Here is a 24,240-nt window from a genome sequence, read left to right as displayed (position 1 = left end):
TTCAATGAGAGTAGGGTCGCTAAGCCACTGTTGAGTAGGCAACGACGCCGCGTCGCACCAAGTCGATGGACTCGCGGCAAATGCGGGCCAAGCGTGGGTCGAGTTGAGGGATCTTGGCCAGCTGGTCGAGGAGGTCCACCACTTGCTTGGCCCAGCGCACAAAGTCGCCGGCGGCGAGGTCGGTTCCGCTGAGCACGTCCTGAAGATGGCGTCCCTTGGCCCACTTGTACATGGGCCACATCAGGCCGAGTTCCGGTTCGCCGGTCAATGGCAGCCTGTTGCGTTCCTCGGTATCCTCGAGCTGGGACCATTCGCGGATGACGATGTCTATGGCTGATTCCAAGGCAACGCTGGGCATCCTGGGCCGAAGGCCACGGTCTTCCCGTTTGGCTTGGTAAACCAAGGTGCTGGCAAGCGAGGCCAGTTCGGCGGCGTCGAGGTCGTTGATGGCACCGCGCCGCACAGTCTGGGATATGAGCAGGTCCTTCTCACCGTAGATCCGCCGAAGCCGCTGCCCGTCGAGGCTGATGGTGACGTGTCCGGCGTCGTTGGTTTCCAGGTAACCGTAGACAGACAGGACATCGCAGACGCGGTCGAAAGTCTTGGCGATGGTATTCGTCCTGCCTTGGATCTGCCTGACCAACCCATCGGTCTCCCTGCGCAACTTCCACCAACGCTCCGACCACCGTGCATGGTCTTCGCGTTCGCTGCAGCCATGGCACGGATGAGCTCTCAGGGCCCGCCGAAGGTCCGCGATCTTCTTCTCCTGATCCGGCAGGCGCGCCCCGAGGCCAAAATCTTCGTGCCTGCTGTTGCGACGGCTGTGGGGTGCGTCCTCACTGATGGCATGCCGCATCGACGAAGCGAGGTCCCGGCGGGATTTGGGGACCTTGGCATTGAAGGACTTGGGAATCCGGATACGCGTCACCGGCGATACCGGACCGTCGAGGTCATGGACACCGATGCGCCGCAGCTGGTTATCAGAGGTAAGAACGGAGGGCCTTGGTTCCCTGGCGTTGCGGTCCACCTCCAGCACAACGGCATGTCCTGCCAGCCGGCCGCTGTAGATGCTGATGACGTCACCGGGGATCAGGCGCGCGAGGGAATCCGCTACATGGGATTTACGGGCCCGCTGATGGTCGCGGGCGGCGAAATTCTCGGCGTCGCTGAGTTCGCGCCGGAGCTTTGAGTACTCGGTGAAGTCACCCAGGTGGCACTGCATGGACTTGGCATAGCCCGCCAGCGATTCTTCGCGCCCCCGCACCTGCCGGGCAAGGCCTACTACGGAGCGGTCAGCTTGGAATTGGGCAAACGAGGATTCCAGGATTTCACGGGCCCGGACGCGTCCGAACTGGGCAATCAGATTGATGCTCATGTTGTACGTAGGCCTGAAACTGGAGTTCAGGGGGTAGGTGCGTCGGGAGGCAAGGCCGGCTACGGCAGCCGGATCAGTTCCGGGCTGCCACAGCACAACAGCATGGCCTTCGACGTCGATGCCACGACGTCCGGCGCGACCAGTGAGTTGGGTGTACTCCCCCGCCGTAATGTTGACGTGCGCTTCGCCGTTGAACTTTTCCAGTTTTTCAAGCACGACGCAGCGTGCGGGCATATTGACGCCCAGAGCCAGCGTTTCGGTGGCGAAGACTGCCTTGACAAGGCCGTCGGCAAAGAGCTTTTCCACCACTTCCTTGAACGTGGGAAGCATGCCTGCGTGGTGGGCAGCAAAGCCCCTGATGAGACCGTCGCGCCAACCCCAGAATCCGAGGACGTCGAGGTCGTCCGCCGGAATTTCGTGGCTCGCCTCGTCCACCCGCTGGGCAATGATCTGCTGTTCGCGTTCGGTGGTCAGCCAAAGTCCCGATGCTGCGCACTGAGCGACGGCAGCGTCACAGCCGGCCCTGGAGAAGATGAAGGTGATGGCAGGGAGGAGATCCTGACGCCTGAGGCTCTCAATGACTTGGGGACGGCTGGCTTTCCGCACGGGACTGCGCTGCTCGGATTGTTGCCGCTCATCGCGATAACGGTCCTGACGACGCCGACTCCGGCCACCGTGGCCGAACCGGCCGTTCATGTTCATCCGGCTCTCGGAGCGGGCCATGGCCAACAGGTCCGGATTGACCTCGAACTCGGGGCCGGTGACTGCTTGGCGGACTGTGTCTGCAGACGAGCGCTTGGCTGAGGCGCGCCGGTGGTCAGCGGTGACAGGCTCGGCCACCACCTCATGGGCCTCGGAAAGGTCCGGTGCTTCGGTTTCCTGCATTCCCGGGGCTTGGGGCGCAATTTCGTCGAACGTTGTGTCGCCGGCAAAGAGATCCACTATTTCACGGCCCACCATGACGTGCTGCCAAAGCGGTACGGGACGGTGTTCGGAGACAATGACGTCGGTATCGCCCCTCACGGTATCCAGCCATGCGCCGAACTCTTCAGCGTTGGAAACCGTGGCACTCAGCGAGGCAACCTGCACTTCGCTGGGCAAGTGGATGATGACTTCTTCCCACACGGCACCACGGAAGCGGTCGGCCAGGTAATGAACCTCGTCCATCACCACAAACCCCAGATCGCCCAGGGTTTCGGAATCGGCGTAGAGCATGTTCCTAAGAACTTCGGTAGTCATAACCACCACGGGGGCATCGCCGTTGATGGTGGTGTCACCGGTCAGCAAGCCGACGTTCGCCGACCCGTATTTTGCCGCCAGTTCAGAGTACTTCTGGTTGCTCAAGGCCTTGATGGGAGTGGTGTAAAACGCCTTGAGTCCACGTTCCAAAGCCAGGTAGATGGCGAATTCGCCAACGATCGTCTTACCAGCACCGGTGGGGGCCGCCACGAGAACGCCGCGACCCTCCTGGAGGGACCTGCACGCCTCACGTTGGAAGTCGTCCAGTTCAAAGTCCAGGGAACGTGCGAAGGCGCCCAGATAAGTTTTCGACTCAGCCGCACGCTGGGCTGCCGCCTGGTAACGGTCTGATGGAGATGAAGACCCGGAAATGGAGGACATGCATCAAGCCTAGTGGCCCAAGGTCTAGAGATTCTCCAGATCCGTGGCCGGGGTTGCGATGTCTGCAGTGGCTTCAGTCTCAGCCGCCCGCTTGATGGCACGGCGCTCACGGCGTCGGTCATTCAGGACGCAGACACCGATCGCCGCGAAGAACAGGAGCAGCATGGGCGCTGCGAGGTAGAACATGCTCATGGCGTCAGCGCCGGGAGCGGCCATCGCAGCGAACAGGCACACCAGGAAAATGGTGATTCGCCAACTCTTGATGAGCTGCTTGCCCTTTATGAGTCCGGCCAGGTTCAATCCCACCAGCACCACGGGGACGAGGAAGGCGATTCCGAAGGCCAAGAGGAGCCGAAGGACGAAGGCCAGATAGATTTCGGCGCTGATGAAGTTTGAGCCGCCCACCGGAGTGAAGTCGGTCAGGACGCGAACAGCGTTGGGCAACACCAGCCAGGCAAGCAGGACACCGCCGATGAAGAGCGGTACGGCTGCTGCCACGAAGGACAATGCCAAGCGCCGTTCCTTCTTGTGGAGGCCCGGAACGATGAAGGCCCACAGCTGGTAAATCCAGACCGGGCTTGACAGGATCACGCCAAGAAAGACCGACACTTGAACCATGAGGTCGAACGAACTGGCGACGCCATCAAAGTTCAGCGTGGCAGCGCGTCCCTCTTTTTCGTTGAGGTCCTTGATCGGCTTGATCAGCGCCTCCAGGAGAGGCTGGTAGACGATGAAGCCCACCACTGTTCCCAGGATGACGCCGATTGCAGCCTTGAAGAGCCGGTTTCGCAGCTCCTTGAGGTGATCCAGGAGCGCCATCCGGGCTTCGGGGTTGGCCTTGCGCCCCTTCGTCTCTACCACTTCTCTTTAGACGCGGTTGGAGGGCGGTACGTCAGTCTCGCCGTTGTTCTTGGCCTTGACGTCCGGGTGGCCCACTACTTTGCCTTCCACGGCGTCGGAAGCGTCCTGGGAGTCCCTGGCTTCGGAAGAACCATCCTTCTTCATTTCGCGGACCTCAGACTTGAAAATGCGCATCGACTGCCCAATGCTGCGCGCCATGGACGGCAGCTTCGGCGCTGCAAAGAGCACCAGAGCCAGGACGATGATGATGATGAGATGCCAGCCTTCGAGCCTCATGTGGGGAGGTCCTTTCCTTTTGGATACATCCTACGTCTATCTGAATTCAATGTCGTGCAGGGATTGGGGTTGACCCCGCTCGGCTTTGCGCTTGACGCGTCGTTGACGACGAACTTCCTGACGGAAGGCTTTGGCCGTCAGGTAATCATGACGCATCTGTTCCGGTGAGGCAAAAATTGCGGACCCCGGCGCGGGCCGTGGTTCGGCGGTTTCAACGTCGGAGGTTTCCTGGGAAGGAGCAAGGTTGCTGAAACGTTTACCCGCGGCACCTAAATCATGAACAGTTGACATGAATTTCTTGTACAGGCGATAGCCCAAAGTCAGATGAAAAAGCAACGACAGGGCTATAAGCGCGATCCACAACAGGATCCAGAACCACCAAGGCATCTGAGTAGTCTAGCCAGCCTTCGTGGTGGAAGGTGAGTTGTACTGCGCGAGGGCCGCGTCGACCCACGCGCGGCTTTCCAGCTGAAGGTGCCTGGGTTCGAGGATCCGAACGCTGCCTCCATGCTGCGAAACGAACATCGGAAGCCACTCGGCGTTGCCGAACCGAACTTCGGCGACCAGACCGCCGTCGGGCAGTTGAGCGGTGCGTTCGGCGTAGTAGTCGTCAGCCAATCCGGCTCCCTGACGGGTCAGCTGGAGGACCACCAGCACGTCATCGTCGCTGGGCGTGAACAGCCTGGCCGGAAAATCCTGCCCGGCCGTTGCCGGCATGGACACGGCGCGGCCGTTGGCCTCCAACGCTTCGACCCGGTCCAGACGGAAGTTCCTGATTCCGGCCTTGCTGTGGCAGTACGCCTCGAAGTACCACGTATTGTCCAGCGAGTAGAGCCGCAGCGGGTCCACGTCACGCTCGGTCACTTCGTCGCGTTGCAGTGAGAAGTACTTGAGTCGCAGTTGCTGCCCCTCACGGATTGCGCGGGTTATTGCGGCGAAAGCTTGTGACTGTTCCGGCGCCACCGACTGTCCGGAGACTGAGCCGGCCAATCGTGCGGCCTGCCCGGCAGCGCCTGTCAGCTTGATGGTCACGGATTCAAGGGCGCTCCCCGACTCATCCTCAAGCATTCCGGCCAGTGCCGGCAGATCGCCCAGCATGGCCAGGCCGGTCAGCAACGCAGCCGCTTCGTCTTCACTGAAACGCACTGGACGGTTCAAATCGAGGTGCTCGGAGATGTAGACGTGATCGTTTTCCCATTGGATGTCGAGGAGGTCGTCAGGGTATCCCTCGGGCAGCCCCGAACAGATCAGGATCTTCAGGTCATCGATCAGTGCCTTGCGGCTGATGCCAAAGTGATCGGCCACCTGCTGGATATGCAGGCCTTGGTGGTGAACCAGGAAAGGAACCAGTTGCAGCATCCTGGCGAGTTGGTCTTCAGAGGTGCGTTTGCGCGCCCGCGGAGCACGGCCCGCTTCGGGAAATTCAATGAGTATTGGCGGAGAGTCATCAAAGTCAGCGGCAGCCTTGAGGCGGCGTACGACGGCGGTGCGCAGCTCTGTGGGTCCAGCCACCTTGATATGGGGGCCGTAGGAGGCCAGCTCTTCGGCCAGCTGCTCAGGATCCCGGAAATCCACGGTGATGCGGTCACGACTGCTTGCATCCCGGGCTGCCTCGACGGACACGGCCCTTTTGCGCAAGGCAAGCAGCCTGTCCTTATCGACGTCCAGAATGGCTTGTTGGACGGGCAGCTCATTGAGTGCGTCCAACTCGGCCCGGGCGCTGAAGCCTTCCGGTGGTTGGAAACTGCTCGTGGTTACAACGCTCACTGCGGTAGTCATCCGTGAGAGCCTGAAGAGCCTTTTGGCCCCTCTACCCCGATCCCAGCCAGCGAGGTACCACTGACCAAAGCGGCTGCCCAACCCCCATGGCTCGACTTCGCGGACTTCTTCCCGGCCGGTACTGACCGCGAGGTAGCCGAAGCGGACAGGATGCTTGCCATGCATGGCCGCAACGACGTCGTCGAAGGCTTGTCCGGCAGGTTTGATCCTGGGTTGGACGCCCGCAGGAAGGTCAACATCCGTGAAGCCTCCTGCGGCCTGCAGCTTGCGAACAGCGTTGGCAGCCGCTGTTCCCAGGGCAGCGCGTTCCCACAGCTGAGCCGCCAGCAGAAGCACGGTGCTCTCGGCAGTCGTCAGGCTCACATCAGGAAGCCGGTTGGAGTCCTTGCCGATCCGGTAGCGTGTTGAGGCGGGGTCGTCCGCACCGAAGTTGCGCGGGTCCATCAGGGTCTCGATCTCGAAGCCAAACTGCTTCAGATCCACTTTGTCGCGCTCGAACATCCGTCCAAAAGCGACATCATTGTCCGCTGAATCGTGGTAGACCTTTTCGCGCAGCACGGCACGTGGAAGGCCCACTTTGGTATTGAGCAAAGCCAGGAGAAGGTTCAGGAGACGTTCAGTGCGGGATGCGGACACGGTTGCTACGTTACTAAAAACCAGCGGGAAAGCAGCAAGGCGCGTCACCGACCGGCAAGAACCGGAGGGTAACGCGCCTTGCGAACGCCAGAGTCCTAGCGGACAGCCACGAGGTCGACCACGAAGATCAAGGCCTCGTTGGGCTTGATTGCTCCACCAGCGCCACGTGAGCCGTAGGCGAGCTCCGACGGGATCTCCAGGCGACGACGGCCGCCCACCTTCATGCCCAGAAGGCCCTGGTCCCATCCCTGGATGACCTGGCCGACGCCCACACGGAAGTCCAGCGGAGCGCCACGGCCCCAGGAAGCGTCGAATTCTTCGCCGGTGGACCAGGCGACGCCGACGTAGTGGGTGGACACAGTGTCGCCGGCCTTGGCCTCGGGGCCGGTGCCCTCAATGAGGTCCGTGATAACGAGGTCCGTGGGGACGTCGCCTTCAGGGAAGTCGATTTCGGGCTTGGTGCGGTCGAAGTCACGCTGACCAAATGACATGGTTGCTCCTAAGTTAAAGGGACGGAGAAGTTTTCAGGAACCAGCTTAGCCAGAACCTGGTTGGGATCTACTTTTTGCCGGTGATCTCTACGACGAAGACCAGCGGGCCGGCAGGTTTGCCCTGGGCAGCGGCGTTCGGACCATACGCGAGATCCGTCGGAATCGTCAGAAGAACCTTGGAACCCACCTTTTGGCCTGTGAGGCCAAGCGTCCAGCCCTTGATGACCTGGTTCAGGCCAAAGGTAGCGGCCTCCCCGCGGTCATAGCTGGAATCGAACTTGGTGCTGTCTTCCCAGCGCCAGCCACTGTAGTTGGCATCGATCGTGTCAGAGCTGGTCAACTCCTCGCCGGTGCCCTCGGACAGGACCTTGACTGAAAGACCGGCAGGCACATCAGTCTTGGGGATGTCCACGGAAGGTACGCCCTTGTCGTCAAAGGTCACCTTGGGAAGCTTGCCGTCTTTGTCCAGCTGCTCAGTCTCTTCCTTGCTCAACAGGCCGGGGGCGTCCTTGGCGGAGGCGATCTTGAATACCACCAGTTGTGTCGACGCAGGTGCCGTTGCAGAGGAGTTGCCCGGAGCGGCGATAGCTACGTGGCTGCCAACTTTGGCGCCGATGATGGCGTCGAAGATCAGCTCATTGCCGGTTTTCATCTGCTCGGAGAGCTCGATCGGCTGGGGTCCTTTGGTGTAACCGTCCTCCAGCGTCTTGCCATCAGTGCCATCCACTGCGACGAACACCAGTTCGGCGATTTGACCCATCTTGACGGGCTCTCCGTCACCTTCGCTGACGACCTTGACGGTGGGTCCCGTCACAGCCAGCGGCTTGGAGAAATCAAGGGCGGGCGCTTTGTCATTGCCGTTGTCCGTCACCTTCAGGGAGTCAAGCTTGGAGACGTCACCAACAGACTTGCTGGTGGGCTCAGCGGCCGGAGTGCTTTCCCCACCGCAGGCGGTAATGAGCAGGAGGGCGGGAAGAAGTATTGCTAGGAGTCGGCGCACAAAAAGACACTTTCGTCGGGGCAAAGGGACACTCGGAAAGGCGCGTAGCGCATCCAAGCAAGGTGTATCTCGGGAAGAGACCACTATCCAGAATAGCCCGTGAAGCTGGGAGCCAGCTTAAAGAGCGCGTCAGCCCATTGAGTCCAGGAGTGCATCCACTCGTTCGTCCACGCTCCGGAATGGATCCTTGCACAGGATCGTTTGGTGGGCGCGATCGTTGAGTTTCAGGTGTACCCAGTCCACTGTGTAATCGCGGCCAAGCTCCTGCGCCCTCCGCACAAAGTCTCCGCGGAGCTTTGCGCGAGTCGTCTGGGGTGGTGCGTCCACGGCATCCTTGACGTCGGTTTCCGTGACCAGCCTGCGTGCTGCGCCGCGCGCCTGCAGGAGGAAAAAGATGCCGCGTTGCCGCGAAATGTCGTGGTAGGTGAGGTCCAATTGGGCAATACGGGGTGAATCCAGGCTGAGGTCATGGCGCCGCATGTAGCCGTCCATGAGCTTTTTCTTGATAGCCCAATCCACTTCGGTGTCGATGGTGCTGGTGTCACCGCTCTCGATGGCATTCAAGGTCCGCTCCCACAAGTCCAGGATGAGCGGTACGTGGGCGTTGTGCGCGCCGTTGGTGGCCACGAAGTCTGTCACCTTGTTGAGGTACTCCCGCTGAATATCAAGGGCAGTGAGTTGCCGTCCATTGGCCAACCGAACCAATGCGCGACCCGTAAGGTCGTGGGAAATTTCGCGGATGCTGCGGATCGGGTTCTCCATGCGCATGTCCCGCATGATGACGCCCGCCTCAATCATGCGGAGGATGAGGTCCACAGTGCCTACCTTGAGCAGTGCGGACGTCTCAGACATGTTGGAGTCGCCCACGATCACGTGGAGGCGGCGGTAGAACTCCGCGTCCGCATGCGGCTCATCGCGTGTGTTGATAATGGGCCTGGACCGGGTGGTGGCCGAAGACACGCCTTCCCAGATATGGTCAGCGCGCTGGGAGAAAGCGAACGTGGCGCCATGCGGGGTCTTCAATACCTTGCCGGCCCCGGCGATCAACTGCCGGGTAACCAGGAAGGGAATCAGGATCTCGGCCAGGCGGGAGAATTCCCCGCGCCTCGGTATGAGGTAGTTCTCGTGGCTGCCGTAAGAGTTCCCGGCCGAATCAGTGTTGTTCTTGAAGAGGTAGACCGTGCCATTGAAACCCTCTGCCGCGAGCCTGGCCTGGGCCTCGTCCACGAGGTCGTCCAGGATAAGTTCGCCTGCCCGGTCATGGGCGATGAGCTGGGCAAGGTCGTCGCACTCGGCCGTGGCGTACTCAGGGTGCGAGCCCACATCAAGGTAAAGCCGGGAACCGTTGGTGAGGAACACGTTGGAGGACCTCCCCCAACTGACCACCTTGCGGAACAGGTACCGTGCAACTTCCTCGGGAGCCAGCGGGCGTGAATCCGGACTGGAATAAGAGATTCCAAATTCCGTTTCGATGCCAAAAATCCGTTTATCCATCTCAGCTCTCCTCTGTGAGCAACCGGGTCATGTCATCCGGCAACAACCGCCGGAACGCCCTGCGGGATCCGCGGTTGCTTTCCGAAGCACGGTAGAGCACGGCGGCTTCGACGGCAGTGGCGGGCAGTTCTTCAACTTCCTTGTTCGTGGCCAAGGCGCGCAAAGCCAATTGCATGGCCCCCGCCAAGTTGAGCTCCGGCTCCCAAGCCCCGTTGACGACGTCGGAAATTTGGTCGGCAAGCCCGCCCATGACAACGAAGCCGTTCTCATCGGCGATTGATCCATCGAAGGTGAGCCGGTACAGGTGGTCCTGTTCCTGGGTAACGCCAACCTCGGCTACCGCCAACTCCACTTCGAACGGCTTCTGCTCTGCCGTGAACACAGCTCCAAGGCTTTGTGCATAAACGCTGGCAAGGCCGCGCGCGGTCACGTCCTCACGATCATAGGAATAGCCACGGACATCGGCGTAGCGGACGCCGGCTTGCCTGAGGCTTTCAAATTCGTTGTACTTGCCGACCGCAGCGAAGGCAATTTTGTCGTAAATTTCACCGATTTTGTGCAACGAGGGTGAAGGGTTTTCGGCGATCAGCGCGATGCCGTCGGCGCAGCTGATGACCACTACAGAACGTCCGCGGGCGATGCCCTTCCGTGCGAAGTCCGCACGGTCCTTCATCAGCTGTTCGGGAGAGACATAGAACTGCTGTGTCATGTCAGGCCTCCCTTCCTGCTGCGGCCCGCGATTCGACAATGGCGCCGGCTATCGCGGCCAGGTCCCGTTCAGGGACGCGCCGGTTGCCGGAACGGTCGACGGTGTACACCACCGGCCATAGTTGCCGGACAGGGTCAGGACCGCCGGTGGCGGAGTCGTCATCGGCGGCATCGTAGAGGGCCTCAACAGCCACTGCCACGGCATTCTCTTCTGACAGGTTAGGTTTCCACAGTTTCTTCAGGGCCCCCCGCGCGAATACGGAACCGGAACCAACGGAGTGATGCTCCTGTTCTTCGTAGCGGCCGCCTGTGACGTCGTAGGAGAACAAGCGGCCCACGCCGGAGACGTGGTCGAAGCCGGCAAACAGTGGAACGACTGCCATGCCCTGCATTGCCATGGGCAGGTTTCCGCGGATCATGGCGCCCAATCGGTTGGCCTTGCCGACGAGGCTGAGGAGCGTGCCCTCGATCTTTTCGTAGTGCTCCAGTTCCACTTGGAAAAGCCGTGTGATGTCGATGGCCAAGCCGGCAGTTCCGGCAATGCCGAGGACTGAATACTGGTCCGCCGGAAATACCTTCTCGATGTGCCGGCTGGCGATGATATTGCCCATGGTGGCGCGGCGATCCCCGGCCATCAGCACACCACCGGCGTACGTCAAGGCGACGATCGTGGTGGCGTGCGGCGAGGCCGGGACCATACCGGCGGGTAACGATTGAGTGAAGGGAAGGAGTTCGGGACGCGAGCGTTGAAGATGCTCCGTGAAAGAAGACGTTGCCTGGGTGGCCAGGGGGCCGGTTGATGGGTCCTGCATTGCTGCACTCCTTCGACTCTGCATTCCGATGCCCGGCGGCCTCACGCCGGCCGGGCAGTACATCCTCTGGCGGGTCCGCCTACTGGCCGCCCTTTTGGACAAACGCCCTCACGAACTCTTCAGCGTTCGACTCGAGAACGCCGTCGATTTCGTCGAGGAGGTCATCCACACCCTGCGTCGCTTCCGAAGCCTGTGCCTCGGGTGCTGCCGGTGGTGCCTCCGGTACGTCGACTTCGGTCTCGGTGTCCCGTGACTGCGGTTGTTGCTGCTCCTGTGCTGCCATTTTCTTTCTCCCTACTGTCAGTCTCCTGAAGACGGAGACTTCCTAATGCAATATTGCCACGCGGACCGGTGCTGCGGACGGCTTTGACCCGGCACGAATAGTCCTGTGGCGTTCATTCGTCAACTCCTCGCCGGCGGTGGTTTTTGACCCAGCAATTCGGCCAGGAATGAAGCAGCATCCGTGTGGCGGTCAAAGAGCGCGCCGGTCAAAGCCTGTGTGCCCCTCAAAGGCTCACGCGTGGGTACCCGTTGCAGTTTTCCCAGCCCTGGAACATCGAAGATCACGGAGTCCCAGCTGGCGCCGACAACGTCCTTGCCGAAGCTGGAAACGCACCGGCCGCGGAAGTAGGCCCGGGTGTCCGACGGCGGTTCAGTGACCGCCCGGGTGATGTCGCCGTCGTCGACAATACGCCTCATCCTGTCCTTGGAGAGCAACCTGTAGTAGAGGCCTTTCTCGGGCCGGATATCGGACCATTGAAGATCCACCAAGCCCAGACGGGCATCGTCCCATGCCAGTCCGTCTCGGTTTCGGTAACCTTCCAGCAGCGATTTTTTGGCCACCCACTCAACCGACGAGGCAGCAGCATCAGGATCTGTACCGAGAGTTGTCAACGTCGACTCCCAATGGGACAAAACCTGATGCGTATGGCCGTCTCCCGTGACTGAATCCGCTACCCCTGTCTCCTGGGCCAGTTTGGCGGCAGCCTCGAAATACATCCACTGCAGATCGAGAGCTGTCACGCGTCTCCCGTCGAGGAGCCTTACTGTGACAGCCAAGGTGGTGTCGTGGCTGACGGCTTGGAGGGCCTGGACAGGCTCATGAACTTCGATCCTCGGAGCCTGTCCCGCCTCAATGAGGCTCAGGACCATGGCAGTGGTTCCGAACTTCAGGAAATTTGAGGCCTGGCTGAGGTTGGCGTCACCAATGATTACGTGGAGGCGGCGGTACTTGTCCGCTGTGGCGTGTGGCTCGTCCCTCGTGTTGATGATGGGGCGCCGGATGGTGGTCTCCAGCCCCACCTCTGCCTCAAAGAAGTCAGCCCGTTGGCTGATCTGGTAGCCGGGCGTTGAGCTGTCCTGTCCCATCCCCACCCGGCCCGCACCGCAGATGACTTGGCGCGAGACGAAGAAGGGAGTCAATCCACGGATGATGTCCCCGAAGGGCACCGAACGGGGCATGAGGTAGTTCTCGTGCGAGCCATAGGACACAGACTTGTTGTCGGTGTTGTTCTTGTAGAGGTTGATCGGAGGAAGCCCTGTATCGGAGGCGACCTTCCGGACGGTAGCCAACGCCACCAGGTCACCCGCGGCATCCCAGGCCACGGCATCCCGTGGGTTGGTGACCTCCGGACTTGAGTACTCAGGGTGCGCATGATCGACGTAAAGGCGGGCACCATTGCCGAGGACCATGTTCATCAGGAGGGAACCGGACTCGTCAGCGCCGTCCAGTTCCAACTCCTGCCGGCCATAGGCCAAGGCGACCGCTTCGGCGTCGAGCACTGGCGGCTGGTCCGTCAGCTGGCTGGGATCCGCCGTTGACCTATCCACTGTCCAACCGCGGGCATCGTGCAGCGGTTCCTCGTCCGTGTAGTCCCACCGTGTCTCCGCCCCGCCGGCCGCACGTTGCCGGGTAACAGTTGCGTACGCCTGGATGATCCTGGCGGACATCATGGTCGCGTTAGCTCCCGGCGCTGACGGTGCATGGATCCCATATTCAGTTTCCGAGCCCATGACGCGCATGGCGCCGCCTGCGGGTAGCTTCTCTCCGGGTGAACCCTCGGGCCTTGCTGTCACAGGTACTGACCTGTGTTGGCGGTGGTTTCGATGGACTTGCCAGGCTCCTGGCCTGCCTTGCCCTGAACGATGGTCCGGATGTAGGTGATCCTTTCGCCCTTCTTGCCCGAAATCCGTGCCCAGTCATCGGGGTTTGTGGTGTTGGGCATGTCCTCATGCTCACGGAACTCATCCACCACGGCCCGAAGCAGGTGATCGATCCGAAGACCTTTTTGGTGGCTGGTCAGCAAATCCTTGATGGCGTACTTCTTGGCCCGATCCACCACATTCTGGACCACGGCGCCGGAGTTGAAGTCCTTGAAGTACAGCATTTCGGTGTCGCCGTTGGCATAGGTGACCTCGAGGTACTCGTTGGACTTCTCCGTGGAGTACATGGCCTCCACGGTGCGCTGGACCATGGCATCCACGGTGGCCTGCACGTCGCCGCCATATTCAGCCAAATCCTGAGGGTGGAAGGGCAGGTCAGTGGTGATGTACTTTGCGAAGATGTCGGCTGCGGCCTCGGCGTCGGGTCGTTGAATCTTGACCTTCACGTCAAGGCGACCGGGACGAAGGATTGCGGGATCGATCATGTCCTCACGGTTTGAGGCCCCAATGACGATCACGTTGTCCAGGCGCTCCACACCATCGATCTCACTGAGAAGCTGCGGCACGATGGTGGTTTCGACGTCGGAGGATACCCCGGTACCGCGGGTGCGGAACAATGAGTCCATTTCATCGAAGAAGACCACCACGGGGCTGCCATCTGAAGCCTTTTCACGGGCGCGGGAGAAGATCAGCCGGATGTGGCGCTCGGTTTCACCCACGTACTTGTCAAGGAGCTCCGGACCCTTGATGTTCAGGAAGTAGCTCTTGAGATCGGTGTTGCCCGCACGTTCCGCAGCCCGGGCAGCGAGGGAATTCGCTACTGCCTTGGCAATCAGTGTTTTACCGCAGCCCGGAGGGCCGTAGAGCAAGATGCCCTTGGGGGCCTTCAAACCATGCTCACGGTAGAGGTCCGGATGGAGGAACGGCAGCTCCACGGCGTCGCGGATCTGCTCGATCTGCGGGCCAAGCCCACCGATGTCCTGGTAGGTGATGTCCGGAACTTCTTCGAGGACGAGGTTCTCCACCTCGGCGCGCGGGACCTTCTCCAGCGCGTAGCCGGTCCGTGAATCGAGCGACAACGCGTCGCCCACTTTCAAATGAACACTTTGGAGTGCCCCGGACAGCCTGACTACACGCTCTTCGTCGGCGCGGCCCACCACCAGTGCCCGGTCCTTGCCCAGCATTTCCTTGAGGGTGACCAGTTCGCCGGCGCGTTCGTAACCGAGCCCGGCCACTACCAGGAGTGCCTCGTTCAGCAGGACTTCCTGTCCTACAGCGAGCTGGTTGAGGTTGACGAGCGGGCTGACTCCCACGCGCATCTTGCGGCCGGAGTTGAAGATATCCACTGACTCTTCGGTGGCTGCCTGCCCTGAACTGCCGGCTGACGGCTGCTTCCGTGGGTTGATCTGCACCACGGTACCGAAGCTGTAAGGAGGCTGGCCCTCCTGCTCCAGGGCGCCCTTCAAACGAAGAATTTCAGCCTTCGCCGTTTCCAGCATGCTGACCAGTTTGCCGTTGTTCTGGGTCGCGGCTGCCAACTGGCGGTCGATGTGGCGAAGCTTGTCCCGGAGGATGTTGATTTGCCGTTCGGCAACAGTCAGCTCACTCGAGGTCTCCGGCGGTTGAACAACGCCAAGCCCCCGGCTTGCCGTATTCTCCGCTGCGTCGTTTGCTTCTTCCGGCGTCGGCCGTCCAAGGTCGTTGTTTGACGTATCCACGATTCATCAGCCCCTTCCTGCGCTTAACAAGACCTTAGTCCCGAAAAGCTCAGGGTGCTGGGTGACATCCGGAATGCGAACCCTATTGTGACCTTTGTCAGTTTGTGACTGAGGGATCATCCTGAACGTTGGTCCCGGCGATGGCATCACGTGCTGCACGGCGCAGCTTCTTGTCCGAGACGGAACGCTCCCCCACTGCTGCAGGGGTCCAGGCGTTGAGGTCCTCTTCGCTGAATTCGGTCTTGGAAGGGCGGCGCTTCACGGAAATTCCCGTGACGCCCTCAGCAAGACGGCGAGTGACCAGCAGGAATCCGGTGTGGGCGACCATCCGGTGGTCCGGACGGACAGCAAGGCCCTCGAGGTGCCAGCCACGAACCATCGATTCCCACGCGTCCGGCTCGGTGAAGCGGCCGTCAGCGCGGATGGCTTCGGCAGTGCGGGACAACTGGGTGACTGTTGCTACGTAGTTGATCCAGACACCGCCTGGAGCCAGGACAGTAGCAACCGAGTCCAAGCACTCCCACGGCGCAAGCATGTCCAGCACGACCCGGTCCACGGACCCCGGGGCCTCGGCCTTGACTACCTCTTCCTGGAAATCTCCCAGGGAGATCTGCCACGCGGGGTGCGGTCCACCGAAGATGGTCTCAACGTTTCCCCTGGCGATGTCCGCGAACTCTTCGCGACGCTCGAAGGAGTGGAGGTAGCCGCCGTCGCCGACTGCGCGCAGCAGGGAGATGGAGAGTGCGCCGGAGCCAACGCCGGCTTCCACAACCCGCGCGCCCGGGAAGATATCGGCCATGGTGACGATCTGGCCTGCATCTTTGGGATAAACCACAGCGGCACCACGGGGCATGGACAGAACGAAGTCAGAGAGCAGCGGCCGCAAGGTCTGATACTGCTGGCCGACGTTGTTGCTAACCACCGAGCCATCCACCTTGCCGATGATTTCATCGTGGTTCAAGAAGCCGCGGTGCGTATGGAAGGCGCCGCCCACTTCCAAGGTGATGGTGTTCATGCGCCCACGCTCGTCCGTGAGCTGGACCCGCTCGCCCACACGGAAAGGCCCGCGGCGTCGTGCAGCGCCCGTCGGCTGGACTGTTGAGCCGGTACCGGGCTCGTCAGTGCCTGTGGTTGCTGCGGGGGCGGCGGTTTCGCTGCTCATGTGGTGTTCCTCGCTCCTGTACGGCTGGGCCGCGGTGTGTAACCGGCTGGTGGGCGCCAAAAATTCAATGGGTCTGTTTTGTATAACCGCCGGCATGTAACTCTACCGGCAAGGCAGTCAGGCGCGCCCGCTCTTGCGTGCTTCCTTACCTGTTATGGCCGTCACTACGGCCTGCTGGCGGAGCAGCCCGGTGACGATTCCGTTGTGATCAACCACAGCGTATTCGCCGCCCTCCAGGCGCGCCAAGTACTGGATCAGTTCCTGCCCCTTGGACCATTCGGGGACGTACGCCCCGGCGGCCAGGGCATGCGCCACTGCGGTGACAGGCGTCGTCGTGGCAGCTGCGGCTGGAACAGCGAGCGTTGCGCCGAAATCCACAACTCCCTGCGGTTTACCGTCGGGACCGCAAATCACGACGGCGGGACTTCCGGCGGGTGAAATGTCCAGGACGTCTGCCACTGAGGCCGAGTTCGGCACGCCCACTGCGGGCTCAGCCAACCCCGCGGCACTTACCAGGTACAGACGACTGCGGAGCTTTGCATGGTGGATGGAGCTCGAGGCGCCCATCCAGAGGAAGCCGCACACCAACACGGTAATCACAATGAAGGTGAGGTCCGGCCAAGCGCCGCTGATCAAGGGCAGGCCAATAAACCAAATGACCAGCACCACAACGATGATGCGCCCGGACCACCCTGCGGCAATGGTGCCCTTGTCCTGGCTGCCGGTCGCTTTCCATACAGCAGACTCCACCAAACGCCCGCCATCCAGTGGCATCCCAGGAAGTATGTTGAAGATGCCGATCAAGAGGTTTGCCCTCATCAGGATGTCACCCAGGGTCGCCGACACTCCGCTGAGCAAGTCGGCGGACATTACTGCCCACATGACCCCGGCGACGACGAAGTTGGAAACAGGCCCAGCCAGGGCGACGATGACGGACTTCCCCGGCGAAGCTGTGAAGTTCTCGAATTGAGTGTGTCCACCCCAAAGATTCAGAACGATCTTCTCGGTTGGCCATTTGAAGGCCTTTGCGCTGAGCGCATGTGCAAGTTCATGGATCAGGACGGAAATGGCGAGCAGCAGGGCAATGCACAGCGCCACAAGGTAGGCCCAGTTATTCAGATAGGGCATGTAGTCCATCAACACCGGCCCGTAAACGAACACCGTAAAGGCCGCGATGACAAACCACGAATATGCAAGGTAGACGGGAATGCCGGCGATTCGTCCGAGGGGAATGCCGTCCCTCTTTTTGGTTTGCGGGTGTTGCTGTATCGAGGGGCTGCTCACCTAGTTGGCCCCTTCAAACAGGTTGGCTGCGGCGAAACGGTCCGCCACGAGCTGCTGTAGATCGATTGCGGTACGGCCCACCAACGTGGGCCACGTGATCATCCGGGGGTCTTCCGGGAGGGGAACCTGATGGGGAATTCCCACTGTGACCACACCCGAAGCGATAGCGGCAGTGGCACCTGGGATGGAATCCTCCAAGGCGACGCAGTGGTCGATGGTGACGGACGGGTCGTTCAACCTGAGGCGTTCCACGGCGGTGAGGTAGGCCTCCGGGTGCGGCTTCCCGTTGGTGACGGTGTCACCTGTCACCATGAACTCGAAGTAGGGCTTGGGAAGGCTCTCCACCACCACTCCGGCCAAAGGACCCTCCGACATGGTCACCAGGGCGCAGCGGATGCCCGCCAAGTGGAGTTCATCCAGCAGTTCGCGTGCCCCGGGCCGCCATGGGACTTCTTTGCGGACCTGCTCGATGACTTGTTCGCTCAGCGTGTCCACGATGTCACGGGCTTCGAGCCTGACGCCCGCGGCCTGCAGGACGGCTGCCGAGTGAAGCAGGGACTGTCCCACCAATTGCATTGCCTGCTGGTGGGACCATGTGCCGCCGTGGGATTCCACCAGCGCGCGCTCCGCAGCGATCCAGTAGGGTTCCGTGTCCACGAGTGTGCCATCCATATCCCAGAGCACGGCTTTGAGGAGGGGCTGGCTGGGTAACGAATGCATGGTTTCCAGTCTACGTGGAACCTGGCGGGCGGCCGTTCGTCCGTTGCGCTGTGGGCGAATCCCGGACACGCTTCGGCGTGAAATGCCATGCATCCACGAGGGTCTTGGACGTAGGGTGAGTGGATGAACAGTGTGGACGGGACCCCCGAAGGACAGGACATCACCGCGGAGCCCGAGCGTTTCCTTAAGGAACCCGCGGACGGCCAACGTGTCACGGTGATGCTCGCCGCGTTTGAGGGCTGGAATGACGCCGGAGAGGCCGCTAGCGATGCCCTGCACTACTTGAACAAGCTCTGGGATGGCAAGAAGGTTGCCACTGTGGATGCCGAGGAGTACTACGACTTCCAGTTCACGCGGCCCACCGTGCGTCGCACGTCCTCAGGTGCCCGGAAGGTGAAATGGCCGTCGACCCGGATTTACAAGGCTGAAGTTCCGGACAGCAACGTTGACGTGGTCCTCGTGCTCGGTACCGAACCTTCATACCGCTGGCGCGCCTACACCACCGAATTACTGGTCCATGCCGAAGCGCTCAAGGTGGACTCCGTGATTTTGGTGGGCGCGCTGCTGGCCGATGTGCCCCACAGCCGTCCAATACCGGTCAGCACCACCACCGAGGACAGTTCCCTGCGGGAGCGCCTCAACCTGGAGGCCTCCCAGTACGAGGGGCCGGTGGGCATCGTGGGTGTGCTCGCAGAGTTCGCAATGCTGGCAGGGCTGCCCACGGTCTCCCTGTGGGCAGCAGTTCCGCATTACGTCGCCCAGCCGCCCTCCCCCAAGGCACAGCTCGCGATCCTGCACCGGATCGAGGATCTGCTGCAGGTTCCTTTGGACAGCCAGGCGTTGGCTGAAGAATCGGAGGCTTGGGAGCGTGGAGTGGATGAGCTCGCCACGGAGGACCCTGAAATTGCTGCCTATGTGCGGCAACTGGAAGAAGCGAAGGACACCGCTGATCTCCCGGAGGCGTCCGGTGAGTCAATCGCCCGCGAGTTTGAGCGGTACCTGAAGCGACGCGGTAAAGAGCGCCCCTAAGGGATCAGTGCCGGCAAAAACCAACAACGGCCCTGACCAGAGGTCAGGGCCGTTGATTGTCTTCTTGGGTAGCTTAGAGCTCAACGCCGAGCAAAGCATCAATGGCGTCGGTAACAAGGGCGGTATCCTGCTCCGACTTCTCAGCGGCAGTGCGAATCGCTTCCTTCGCCCAAGAGTCGACGGCTGTGATTGCGCCAGGAGCGTTGAGGTCGTTGGCAAGTTCATCGCGCATGGCCGATATCAGTCCTGCAGCGGATCCGGCCGGCGCGCAGTCCAAGGCAGCACGCCACTGTGTGAGCCGGTCCTTGGCTTCGGCGAACTCCGCATCGGTCCAGGACCAGTCCGAGCGGTAGTGGTGGGCAAGGATGGCAAGGCGGATGGCCGCCGGCTCCTCCCCTGCAGCGCGCAGCTTTGAGACAAGTACCAGGTTGCCCTTTGACTTGCTCATCTTCTCGCCGTCCAAGCCCACCATGCCGGCGTGTGAATAGTGGCGCGCCAGCGGAACGCCGGACAAGGAGTAGGCATGGCCTGCGCCCATTTCATGGTGCGGGAAGACCAGATCAGAGCCGCCGCCCTGAACAGTGAAGGGGGCGGGAAGGTACTTTTGCGCGATCACCGTACATTCGATGTGCCAACCCGGCCGGCCATCGCCCAAGGTAGCTCCGGGCCAGCTCGGTTCGCCGTCCCGTGCAACGCGCCAGAGCAAGGGATCGAGGGCATGGCGCTTGCCCGCCCTGGCGGGGTCGCCACCGCGCTCTGCGAACAGTTCCAGCATTTCCTTTTCGCCGAGGCCGGAGACATCGCCCAGTGTCCAGGCGTCTGTGGCGTCGGAGCGCTTGCCCGCCGTCTCGACGTCGTAGTAGACATCGCCGTCGGGCTCTTCTTCAGAACCGGCAACGCGATAAGCAATGCCGTCGGCAATAAGCTGCTCGATGGCGGGCACGATGTCCGGGATCGCCTCGACTGCGCCGACGTAGTGGTTCGGCGCGAGGACATTCAGGGCGTCCATGTCTGTCTGGAAAAGGTCGATCTGGCTCTGGGCCAAGTCACGCCAGTCCACGCCTGTTGCCGTGGCGCGCTCCAGGAGCGGATCATCGATGTCCGTGACGTTCTGGACGTAGGAGACCCGGACGCCGGCATCGCGCCAGGCACGGTTCAGGAGGTCGAATGCCACATAGCTGGCCGCGTGTCCCATGTGGGTAGCGTCATACGGCGTGATGCCACAGACGTACATTGACTGTTCCGGCTGTCTCTCGACGTCCACCACTCGGCCGATGGCTGTGTCGTACAGCCGTAGTTGCGGCATGCTGCCGGGCAGCTCAGGAACAGGGCGGGAGGTCCACGATTTCACGACTCAACCTTAGTGCTAGGCACTGATGACATTGAAACCGAGCAGGACATACAAAGCCAGGCCCAGGAGGATGCGGTACCAAACGAAGAGCCTGTAACTGCGGGTGGAGACAAACTTCAGGAACCAGCCAATGATGATGTAACCCACCACGAAAGCGATCACCGTGGCCAAGGCAGTCTCCGGGAGACCGTAGGGGCCAGCAAGGCCCTCGTTCGTCACCGTCTTATAAAGCTGGTAAAGGCCGCTGCCGAACACCGCGGGTATGGCCAGGAGGAAGGAGTACCGGGCAGCTGCTTCACGGGTGTAACCCATGAGGAGGCCGGCTGTGATGGTGCCGCCGGAGCGGGAAACGCCCGGGATCAACGCCATGGCTTGCGCGAAGCCGTAGAGGATACCGTGCTTATAGCTCAGTTGCGTGAGGTCCCTCTCTTGCCGGCCGATGGCATCGGCGACAGCGAGAATCATGCCGAAGACGATCAGCATGGTGGCAACGATCCACATACTACGTAACACTGACTCAATCTGGTCCTGGAACAGCAGGCCCAGGATGATGATGGGCAAGCTGCCCAGGATGACCAGCCAACCCATGCGGGCATCCGGATTGTTGCGCTCGACTTTGCCCGTGAGGGAGCCGAACCAAGCCCCGACGATCCGGACGATGTCCCGCCAGAAGTAGACGATCACAGCGGTTTCAGTTCCCAGCTGCGTAATGGCCGTGAAGGCTGCACCCGGATCTGCGGCATTCGGAAGGAACGAGCCGACAATGCGCAGGTGTGCGCTCGAGGAAATCGGGAGGAATTCGGTGAGGCCCTGCACCAGGCCCAGCAAGGCTGCTTCTATCCAGTTCACGTGAATAGACCCTACGTCATGAAGTCCGCAAACTCCCCGTAAGCTAACTGCTATGCAGCAGCGTTATGTCGGAAACAGTGGGTTCCGCGTGTCCTCTTTATCCCTTGGCACCATGTCCTGGGCCCAGGAAACCGACGAGCAGGACGCGGCTGAACTGCTCCATGAATTCGTTGCCGCTGGCGGCACTGTTGTAGACACGGCAGCGTCCTACGCGCAAGGCCGGGCAGAAGCCATGTTGGGATCCATGCTGGGCGACGTCGTGGCCCGTTCCGAAATTGTGATTTCCACTAAAGCCGGCGTGTCGTCCTCGGACTCCAGGCGCAGCGTCAACGCTTCCCGCGGCGCAATGCTCTCCGCACTTGATGCCAGCCTCGCCAGGCTTGGCACCGACTACATTGACATTTGGTTCGCCCACGAGTGGGATCCGAATGTTCCCTTGGACGAGACTCTTTCGGCTTTGGAACTTGCCCAGCGGAGCGGACGTGCCCGCTATGTGGGTATCTCCAATTACAACGGTTGGCAGACGGCCAAGGCAGCGGCCGTGGCCGGCTTCACCCTCGTGGCCAACCAGTCCGAATACTCCCTCGTCCACCGTAAAGCCGAGCAAGAACTCATCCCTGCGGTGGAAGACGCCGGCCTGGGGCTGATGGCGTGGGCGCCTCTGGGCCGTGGAGTACTCAGCGGCAAATACCGTGGCCAGATTCCTGCCGATTCCCGTGCCGCACAGAGTCGGTTGGCCGGTTATGTCGAGCCGTATCTCGAGTCGCGGCCATCCCGTGTGGTGGAGGCCGTGGCCATGGCCGCCCGCGGACTTGGCCGGACACCGATGGACGTGTCCCTCAGCTGGTTGCTCTCCCGGCCTGGCGTTGCCACAGCAATCGTCGGCCCCAGGAACTCCGTTCAGCTGAAGGAAGTACTGGACGCCCAATTGACGGCGCTGCCGGCTGAAATTGCGCGCGCTCTCGAGGACGTTTCAGCAGCGTGATTTCGGCCTATTGGCGGTCCAGAATGTCCAAAAGGTAACTGCCGTAGCCGCTCTTGGAGAGCTTGGCAGCCTGCTGGCGGAGCTCGTCATCCGTCAGGTAGCCCATCCGCCAAGCCACCTCCTCTGGAGCACCAATCTTCAATCCCTGTCGGTTTTCAGTGGTACGGACATAGTTTGAGGCGTCATTCAGGTCGCTGAAGGTACCGGTGTCCAGCCAAGCGGTTCCCCGCGGAAATTTCTGCACATGCAACCGGCCAAGCTCCATATATTTCCTGTTGATGTCCGTGATCTCCAGTTCCCCCCGTAGAGACGGTTGCAGCTCCTTGGCCATGGCCACCACGTTGTTGTCATAAAAGTAAAGCCCGGGAACGGCGAAATTGCTTTTGGGCACTGCGGGCTTTTCTTCGATGGAAACGGCCATGCCTTGGTCGTCGAACTCCACCACACCGTAGGCGGACGGGTCCTTGACCCAGTACCCGAAGATGGCTCCACCGTCCACATCGGCATAATGTCGTAGCTGGTTGCCCATGCCGGGGCCGTTGAAAATGTTGTCGCCAAGGATCAGCGCCACTTTGCCGCTACCGATATGCTGCTCCCCCAGAATGAATGCCTGGGCAAGCCCGTCCGGCGTCGGCTGCCGGGCATAGCTCAAATTAATGCCGAATTGGGAACCATTGCCCAACAGGTTTTCGAATTGAGGGCCATCCGTTGGTGTCGTGATGATTAGGATGTCGCGGATGCCGGCAAGCATCAAGGTGCACAGTGGGTAGTAGATCATTGGCTTGTCGAAGACGGGTACCAATTGCTTGCTTATTCCGAGCGTAATGGGATGGAGCCGGGATCCTGTTCCACCGGCCAGAATAATTCCGCGCATCTAACTGTCCTCTCCCGCTGCACATCGCCGTATTCGACGGTTACGCTATGGCCATGCAGAGAATCCTTGTCACCGGCGGGGCCGGATTCATCGGATGCAATTTCGTTCACTTCATCATGGAGCACACCCGTCTCCATGTCACTGTCTTGGACAAACTGACTTACGCGGGCAGCATTGAATCGCTGTCGGGACTACCCACAGACCGTTTTGAATTTTTCGAGGGTGACATTTGCGATGCTGCCGTGGTGGACGTATTGACATCCTCGGTGGATGCGGTTGTCCACTTTGCTGCCGAGTCGCACAACGACAACTCGTTGGACGAGCCCCGGCCTTTCCTGGACACTAACCTGCTCGGCACATTCACCCTCATCGAAGCGGCGCGAAAGCACGGTACCCGGTTCCATCACATCTCCACGGACGAGGTGTACGGAGATCTGGCCTTGGACGATCCTCAGCGGTTCACGGAAGACTCCACATACCGACCCACAAGTCCGTATTCCGCAACGAAAGCGGGCTCGGACATGTTGGTGCGCGCCTGGGTTCGCTCGTTCGGCCTCAAAGCGACCATCAGTAATTGTTCCAACAACTACGGTCCTTACCAGCATGTGGAGAAGTTCATTCCACGGCAGATCACGAACATCCTTGACGGTTTCCGACCCCGCCTCTACGGCAACGGGCGGAACGTCCGGGACTGGATCCACGTGGAGGACCACTCGTCCGCAATCTTGGCGATATTGGAAGGTGGCCGCTTGGGCGAAACCTACTTAATCGGCGCCGACGGCGAACGTTCCAACCGCGAGGTAGTTGAGATGTTGCTTACCCTCGTGGGGCAGCCCCGCGATGCTTATGACCTGGTGACCGACCGGCCCGGTCACGATCTCCGTTACGCCATCGATTCAAGCAAACTTCGACGCGAGCTCGGTTGGTCGCCCCGTTATTCGGACTTCGACGCCGGGCTGGCTGACACATTGCAGTGGTACAGGGACAACGAACACTGGTGGCGGCCGCAGAAGGCAGCCACGGAGTCCAAATACGCTGGACAGGGGCACTAAG

General features: G+C 61.0%; 22 protein-coding genes. 3 read left to right on the top strand and 19 right to left on the bottom strand.

Annotated elements, in window-relative coordinates:
• Window positions 1-19: 19 nt before the first annotated feature.
• The 16 genes from KCX59_RS11975 to KCX59_RS11900 form a co-directional block, all read right to left on the bottom strand.
• Entirely contained in the window at window positions 20-2,995 is a 2,976-nt protein-coding gene (locus KCX59_RS11975; protein ID WP_179016582.1) for a DEAD/DEAH box helicase, read from the bottom strand.
• 24 nt (window positions 2,996-3,019) lie between these two features.
• Window positions 3,020-3,856, bottom strand: coding sequence for a twin-arginine translocase subunit TatC (gene tatC / locus KCX59_RS11970; RefSeq protein WP_091470754.1), 837 nt, complete (start codon window positions 3,854-3,856; stop codon window positions 3,020-3,022).
• Window positions 3,857-3,862: 6 nt separating this feature from the next.
• Window positions 3,863-4,132: a Sec-independent protein translocase subunit TatA gene (tatA, locus tag KCX59_RS11965; RefSeq protein ID WP_179016583.1), complete on the bottom strand. Its 270-nt coding sequence runs from the start codon at window positions 4,130-4,132 to the stop codon at window positions 3,863-3,865.
• A 36-nt stretch (window positions 4,133-4,168) separates the two neighbouring features.
• Window positions 4,169-4,519 carry a hypothetical protein gene (locus tag KCX59_RS11960; RefSeq protein ID WP_091470752.1) on the bottom strand — a complete coding sequence of 117 codons (351 nt, stop codon included), beginning with the start codon at window positions 4,517-4,519 and terminating at the stop codon, window positions 4,169-4,171.
• A 9-nt stretch (window positions 4,520-4,528) separates the two neighbouring features.
• Window positions 4,529-6,547, bottom strand: coding sequence for a helix-turn-helix transcriptional regulator (locus tag KCX59_RS11955; protein ID WP_179016584.1), 2,019 nt, complete (start codon window positions 6,545-6,547; stop codon window positions 4,529-4,531).
• A 95-nt stretch (window positions 6,548-6,642) separates the two neighbouring features.
• Window positions 6,643-7,038 carry an FKBP-type peptidyl-prolyl cis-trans isomerase gene (locus tag KCX59_RS11950; RefSeq protein WP_017200957.1) on the bottom strand — a complete coding sequence of 132 codons (396 nt, stop codon included), beginning with the start codon at window positions 7,036-7,038 and terminating at the stop codon, window positions 6,643-6,645.
• 67 nt (window positions 7,039-7,105) lie between these two features.
• Complete coding sequence (locus KCX59_RS11945) at window positions 7,106-8,038, bottom strand: FKBP-type peptidyl-prolyl cis-trans isomerase (protein ID WP_243836894.1); 933 nt, start codon at window positions 8,036-8,038, stop codon at window positions 7,106-7,108.
• A gap of 129 nt (window positions 8,039-8,167) precedes the next feature.
• On the bottom strand, window positions 8,168-9,532 hold the full coding sequence (gene pafA / locus KCX59_RS11940; RefSeq protein WP_091470747.1) for a Pup--protein ligase: 1,365 nt from the start codon (window positions 9,530-9,532) through the stop codon (window positions 8,168-8,170).
• A 1-nt stretch (window position 9,533) separates the two neighbouring features.
• The gene (gene prcA, locus KCX59_RS11935) at window positions 9,534-10,241 is read right to left on the bottom strand and encodes a proteasome subunit alpha (RefSeq protein ID WP_178992746.1); all 708 of its coding nucleotides are present in this window, start codon (window positions 10,239-10,241) and stop codon (window positions 9,534-9,536) included.
• Between the two features lies 1 nt (window position 10,242).
• Window positions 10,243-11,052, bottom strand: a complete 810-nt coding sequence (gene prcB / locus KCX59_RS11930) for a proteasome subunit beta (RefSeq protein ID WP_091470744.1) — start codon at window positions 11,050-11,052, stop codon at window positions 10,243-10,245.
• A 79-nt stretch (window positions 11,053-11,131) separates the two neighbouring features.
• A complete protein-coding gene (locus KCX59_RS11925) occupies window positions 11,132-11,335 on the bottom strand; it encodes a ubiquitin-like protein Pup (protein WP_017200952.1) in 204 nt (67 codons plus the stop codon).
• A 119-nt stretch (window positions 11,336-11,454) separates the two neighbouring features.
• Window positions 11,455-13,074: a depupylase/deamidase Dop gene (gene dop, locus KCX59_RS11920; RefSeq protein ID WP_179016638.1), complete on the bottom strand. Its 1,620-nt coding sequence runs from the start codon at window positions 13,072-13,074 to the stop codon at window positions 11,455-11,457.
• 50 nt (window positions 13,075-13,124) lie between these two features.
• Window positions 13,125-14,933, bottom strand: coding sequence for a proteasome ATPase (gene arc, locus KCX59_RS11915; protein WP_091470741.1), 1,809 nt, complete (start codon window positions 14,931-14,933; stop codon window positions 13,125-13,127).
• 97 nt (window positions 14,934-15,030) lie between these two features.
• On the bottom strand, window positions 15,031-16,095 hold the full coding sequence (locus tag KCX59_RS11910) for a tRNA (adenine-N1)-methyltransferase (protein WP_370629147.1): 1,065 nt from the start codon (window positions 16,093-16,095) through the stop codon (window positions 15,031-15,033).
• Window positions 16,096-16,212: 117 nt separating this feature from the next.
• Window positions 16,213-17,379 carry a site-2 protease family protein gene (locus KCX59_RS11905; protein WP_178992748.1) on the bottom strand — a complete coding sequence of 389 codons (1,167 nt, stop codon included), beginning with the start codon at window positions 17,377-17,379 and terminating at the stop codon, window positions 16,213-16,215.
• Window positions 17,380-18,192: an HAD family hydrolase gene (locus KCX59_RS11900; protein WP_179016586.1), complete on the bottom strand. Its 813-nt coding sequence runs from the start codon at window positions 18,190-18,192 to the stop codon at window positions 17,380-17,382.
• 30 nt (window positions 18,193-18,222) lie between these two features.
• On the opposite strand from KCX59_RS11900, the gene KCX59_RS11895 reads away from it, so the two are divergent.
• The gene (locus KCX59_RS11895; protein WP_054808090.1) at window positions 18,223-19,128 is read left to right on the top strand and encodes a PAC2 family protein; all 906 of its coding nucleotides are present in this window, start codon (window positions 18,223-18,225) and stop codon (window positions 19,126-19,128) included.
• A 73-nt stretch (window positions 19,129-19,201) separates the two neighbouring features.
• On the opposite strand, the gene mshC is transcribed toward KCX59_RS11895, so the two are convergent.
• Together mshC and KCX59_RS11885 are read right to left on the bottom strand one after the other, a co-directional pair.
• The gene (gene mshC, locus KCX59_RS11890; RefSeq protein WP_179016587.1) at window positions 19,202-20,479 is read right to left on the bottom strand and encodes a cysteine--1-D-myo-inosityl 2-amino-2-deoxy-alpha-D-glucopyranoside ligase; all 1,278 of its coding nucleotides are present in this window, start codon (window positions 20,477-20,479) and stop codon (window positions 19,202-19,204) included.
• A 15-nt stretch (window positions 20,480-20,494) separates the two neighbouring features.
• Complete coding sequence (locus KCX59_RS11885; protein ID WP_091470731.1) at window positions 20,495-21,328, bottom strand: undecaprenyl-diphosphate phosphatase; 834 nt, start codon at window positions 21,326-21,328, stop codon at window positions 20,495-20,497.
• Between the two features lie 52 nt (window positions 21,329-21,380).
• Here KCX59_RS11885 and KCX59_RS11880 point away from each other — a divergent pair, with 52 nt between their 5' ends.
• Window positions 21,381-22,313 (top strand): aldo/keto reductase, encoded by a 933-nt coding sequence (locus KCX59_RS11880; protein WP_179016588.1) that lies wholly within the window; start codon window positions 21,381-21,383, stop codon window positions 22,311-22,313.
• Window positions 22,314-22,320: 7 nt separating this feature from the next.
• Here the strand turns inward: KCX59_RS11880 and rfbA are convergent, their stop codons facing one another.
• Window positions 22,321-23,187, bottom strand: coding sequence for a glucose-1-phosphate thymidylyltransferase RfbA (gene rfbA / locus KCX59_RS11875; RefSeq protein WP_179016589.1), 867 nt, complete (start codon window positions 23,185-23,187; stop codon window positions 22,321-22,323).
• A 53-nt stretch (window positions 23,188-23,240) separates the two neighbouring features.
• Here rfbA and rfbB point away from each other — a divergent pair, with 53 nt between their 5' ends.
• Window positions 23,241-24,239, top strand: a complete 999-nt coding sequence (rfbB, locus tag KCX59_RS11870; protein WP_179016590.1) for a dTDP-glucose 4,6-dehydratase — start codon at window positions 23,241-23,243, stop codon at window positions 24,237-24,239.
• Window position 24,240: the final 1 nt, after the last annotated feature.

The organism is Paenarthrobacter nitroguajacolicus (genome assembly GCF_051027655.1).
GTDB lineage: Bacteria > Actinomycetota > Actinomycetes > Actinomycetales > Micrococcaceae > Arthrobacter > Arthrobacter nitroguajacolicus.
This window is presented reverse-complemented; position numbering and strand designations above follow the sequence as displayed.

Excerpts from the sequence above, each read along its gene's own strand:
- KCX59_RS11910 (WP_370629147.1), bottom strand. The coding sequence starts at position 16,095 with ATGAGCAGCGAAACCGCCGCCCCCGCAGCAACCACAGGCACTGACGAG.
- prcB (WP_091470744.1), bottom strand. The coding sequence starts at position 11,052 with ATGCAGGACCCATCAACCGGCCCCCTGGCCACCCAGGCAACGTCTTCT.
- rfbA (WP_179016589.1), bottom strand. The coding sequence starts at position 23,187 with ATGCGCGGAATTATTCTGGCCGGTGGAACAGGATCCCGGCTCCATCCC.
- dop (WP_179016638.1), bottom strand. The coding sequence starts at position 13,074 with ATGCGCGTCATGGGCTCGGAAACTGAATATGGGATCCATGCACCGTCA.
- rfbB (WP_179016590.1), top strand. The coding sequence starts at position 23,241 with ATGCAGAGAATCCTTGTCACCGGCGGGGCCGGATTCATCGGATGCAAT.
- KCX59_RS11950 (WP_017200957.1), bottom strand. The coding sequence starts at position 7,038 with ATGTCATTTGGTCAGCGTGACTTCGACCGCACCAAGCCCGAAATCGAC.
- pafA (WP_091470747.1), bottom strand. The coding sequence starts at position 9,532 with ATGGATAAACGGATTTTTGGCATCGAAACGGAATTTGGAATCTCTTAT.
- KCX59_RS11925 (WP_017200952.1), bottom strand. The coding sequence starts at position 11,335 with ATGGCAGCACAGGAGCAGCAACAACCGCAGTCACGGGACACCGAGACC.
- prcA (WP_178992746.1), bottom strand. The coding sequence starts at position 10,241 with ATGACACAGCAGTTCTATGTCTCTCCCGAACAGCTGATGAAGGACCGT.
- KCX59_RS11960 (WP_091470752.1), bottom strand. The coding sequence starts at position 4,519 with ATGCCTTGGTGGTTCTGGATCCTGTTGTGGATCGCGCTTATAGCCCTG.
- KCX59_RS11975 (WP_179016582.1), bottom strand. The coding sequence starts at position 2,995 with ATGTCCTCCATTTCCGGGTCTTCATCTCCATCAGACCGTTACCAGGCG.
- tatA (WP_179016583.1), bottom strand. The coding sequence starts at position 4,132 with ATGAGGCTCGAAGGCTGGCATCTCATCATCATCATCGTCCTGGCTCTG.
- KCX59_RS11900 (WP_179016586.1), bottom strand. The coding sequence starts at position 18,192 with ATGCATGGCATTTCACGCCGAAGCGTGTCCGGGATTCGCCCACAGCGC.
- KCX59_RS11880 (WP_179016588.1), top strand. The coding sequence starts at position 21,381 with ATGCAGCAGCGTTATGTCGGAAACAGTGGGTTCCGCGTGTCCTCTTTA.
- KCX59_RS11895 (WP_054808090.1), top strand. The coding sequence starts at position 18,223 with ATGAACAGTGTGGACGGGACCCCCGAAGGACAGGACATCACCGCGGAG.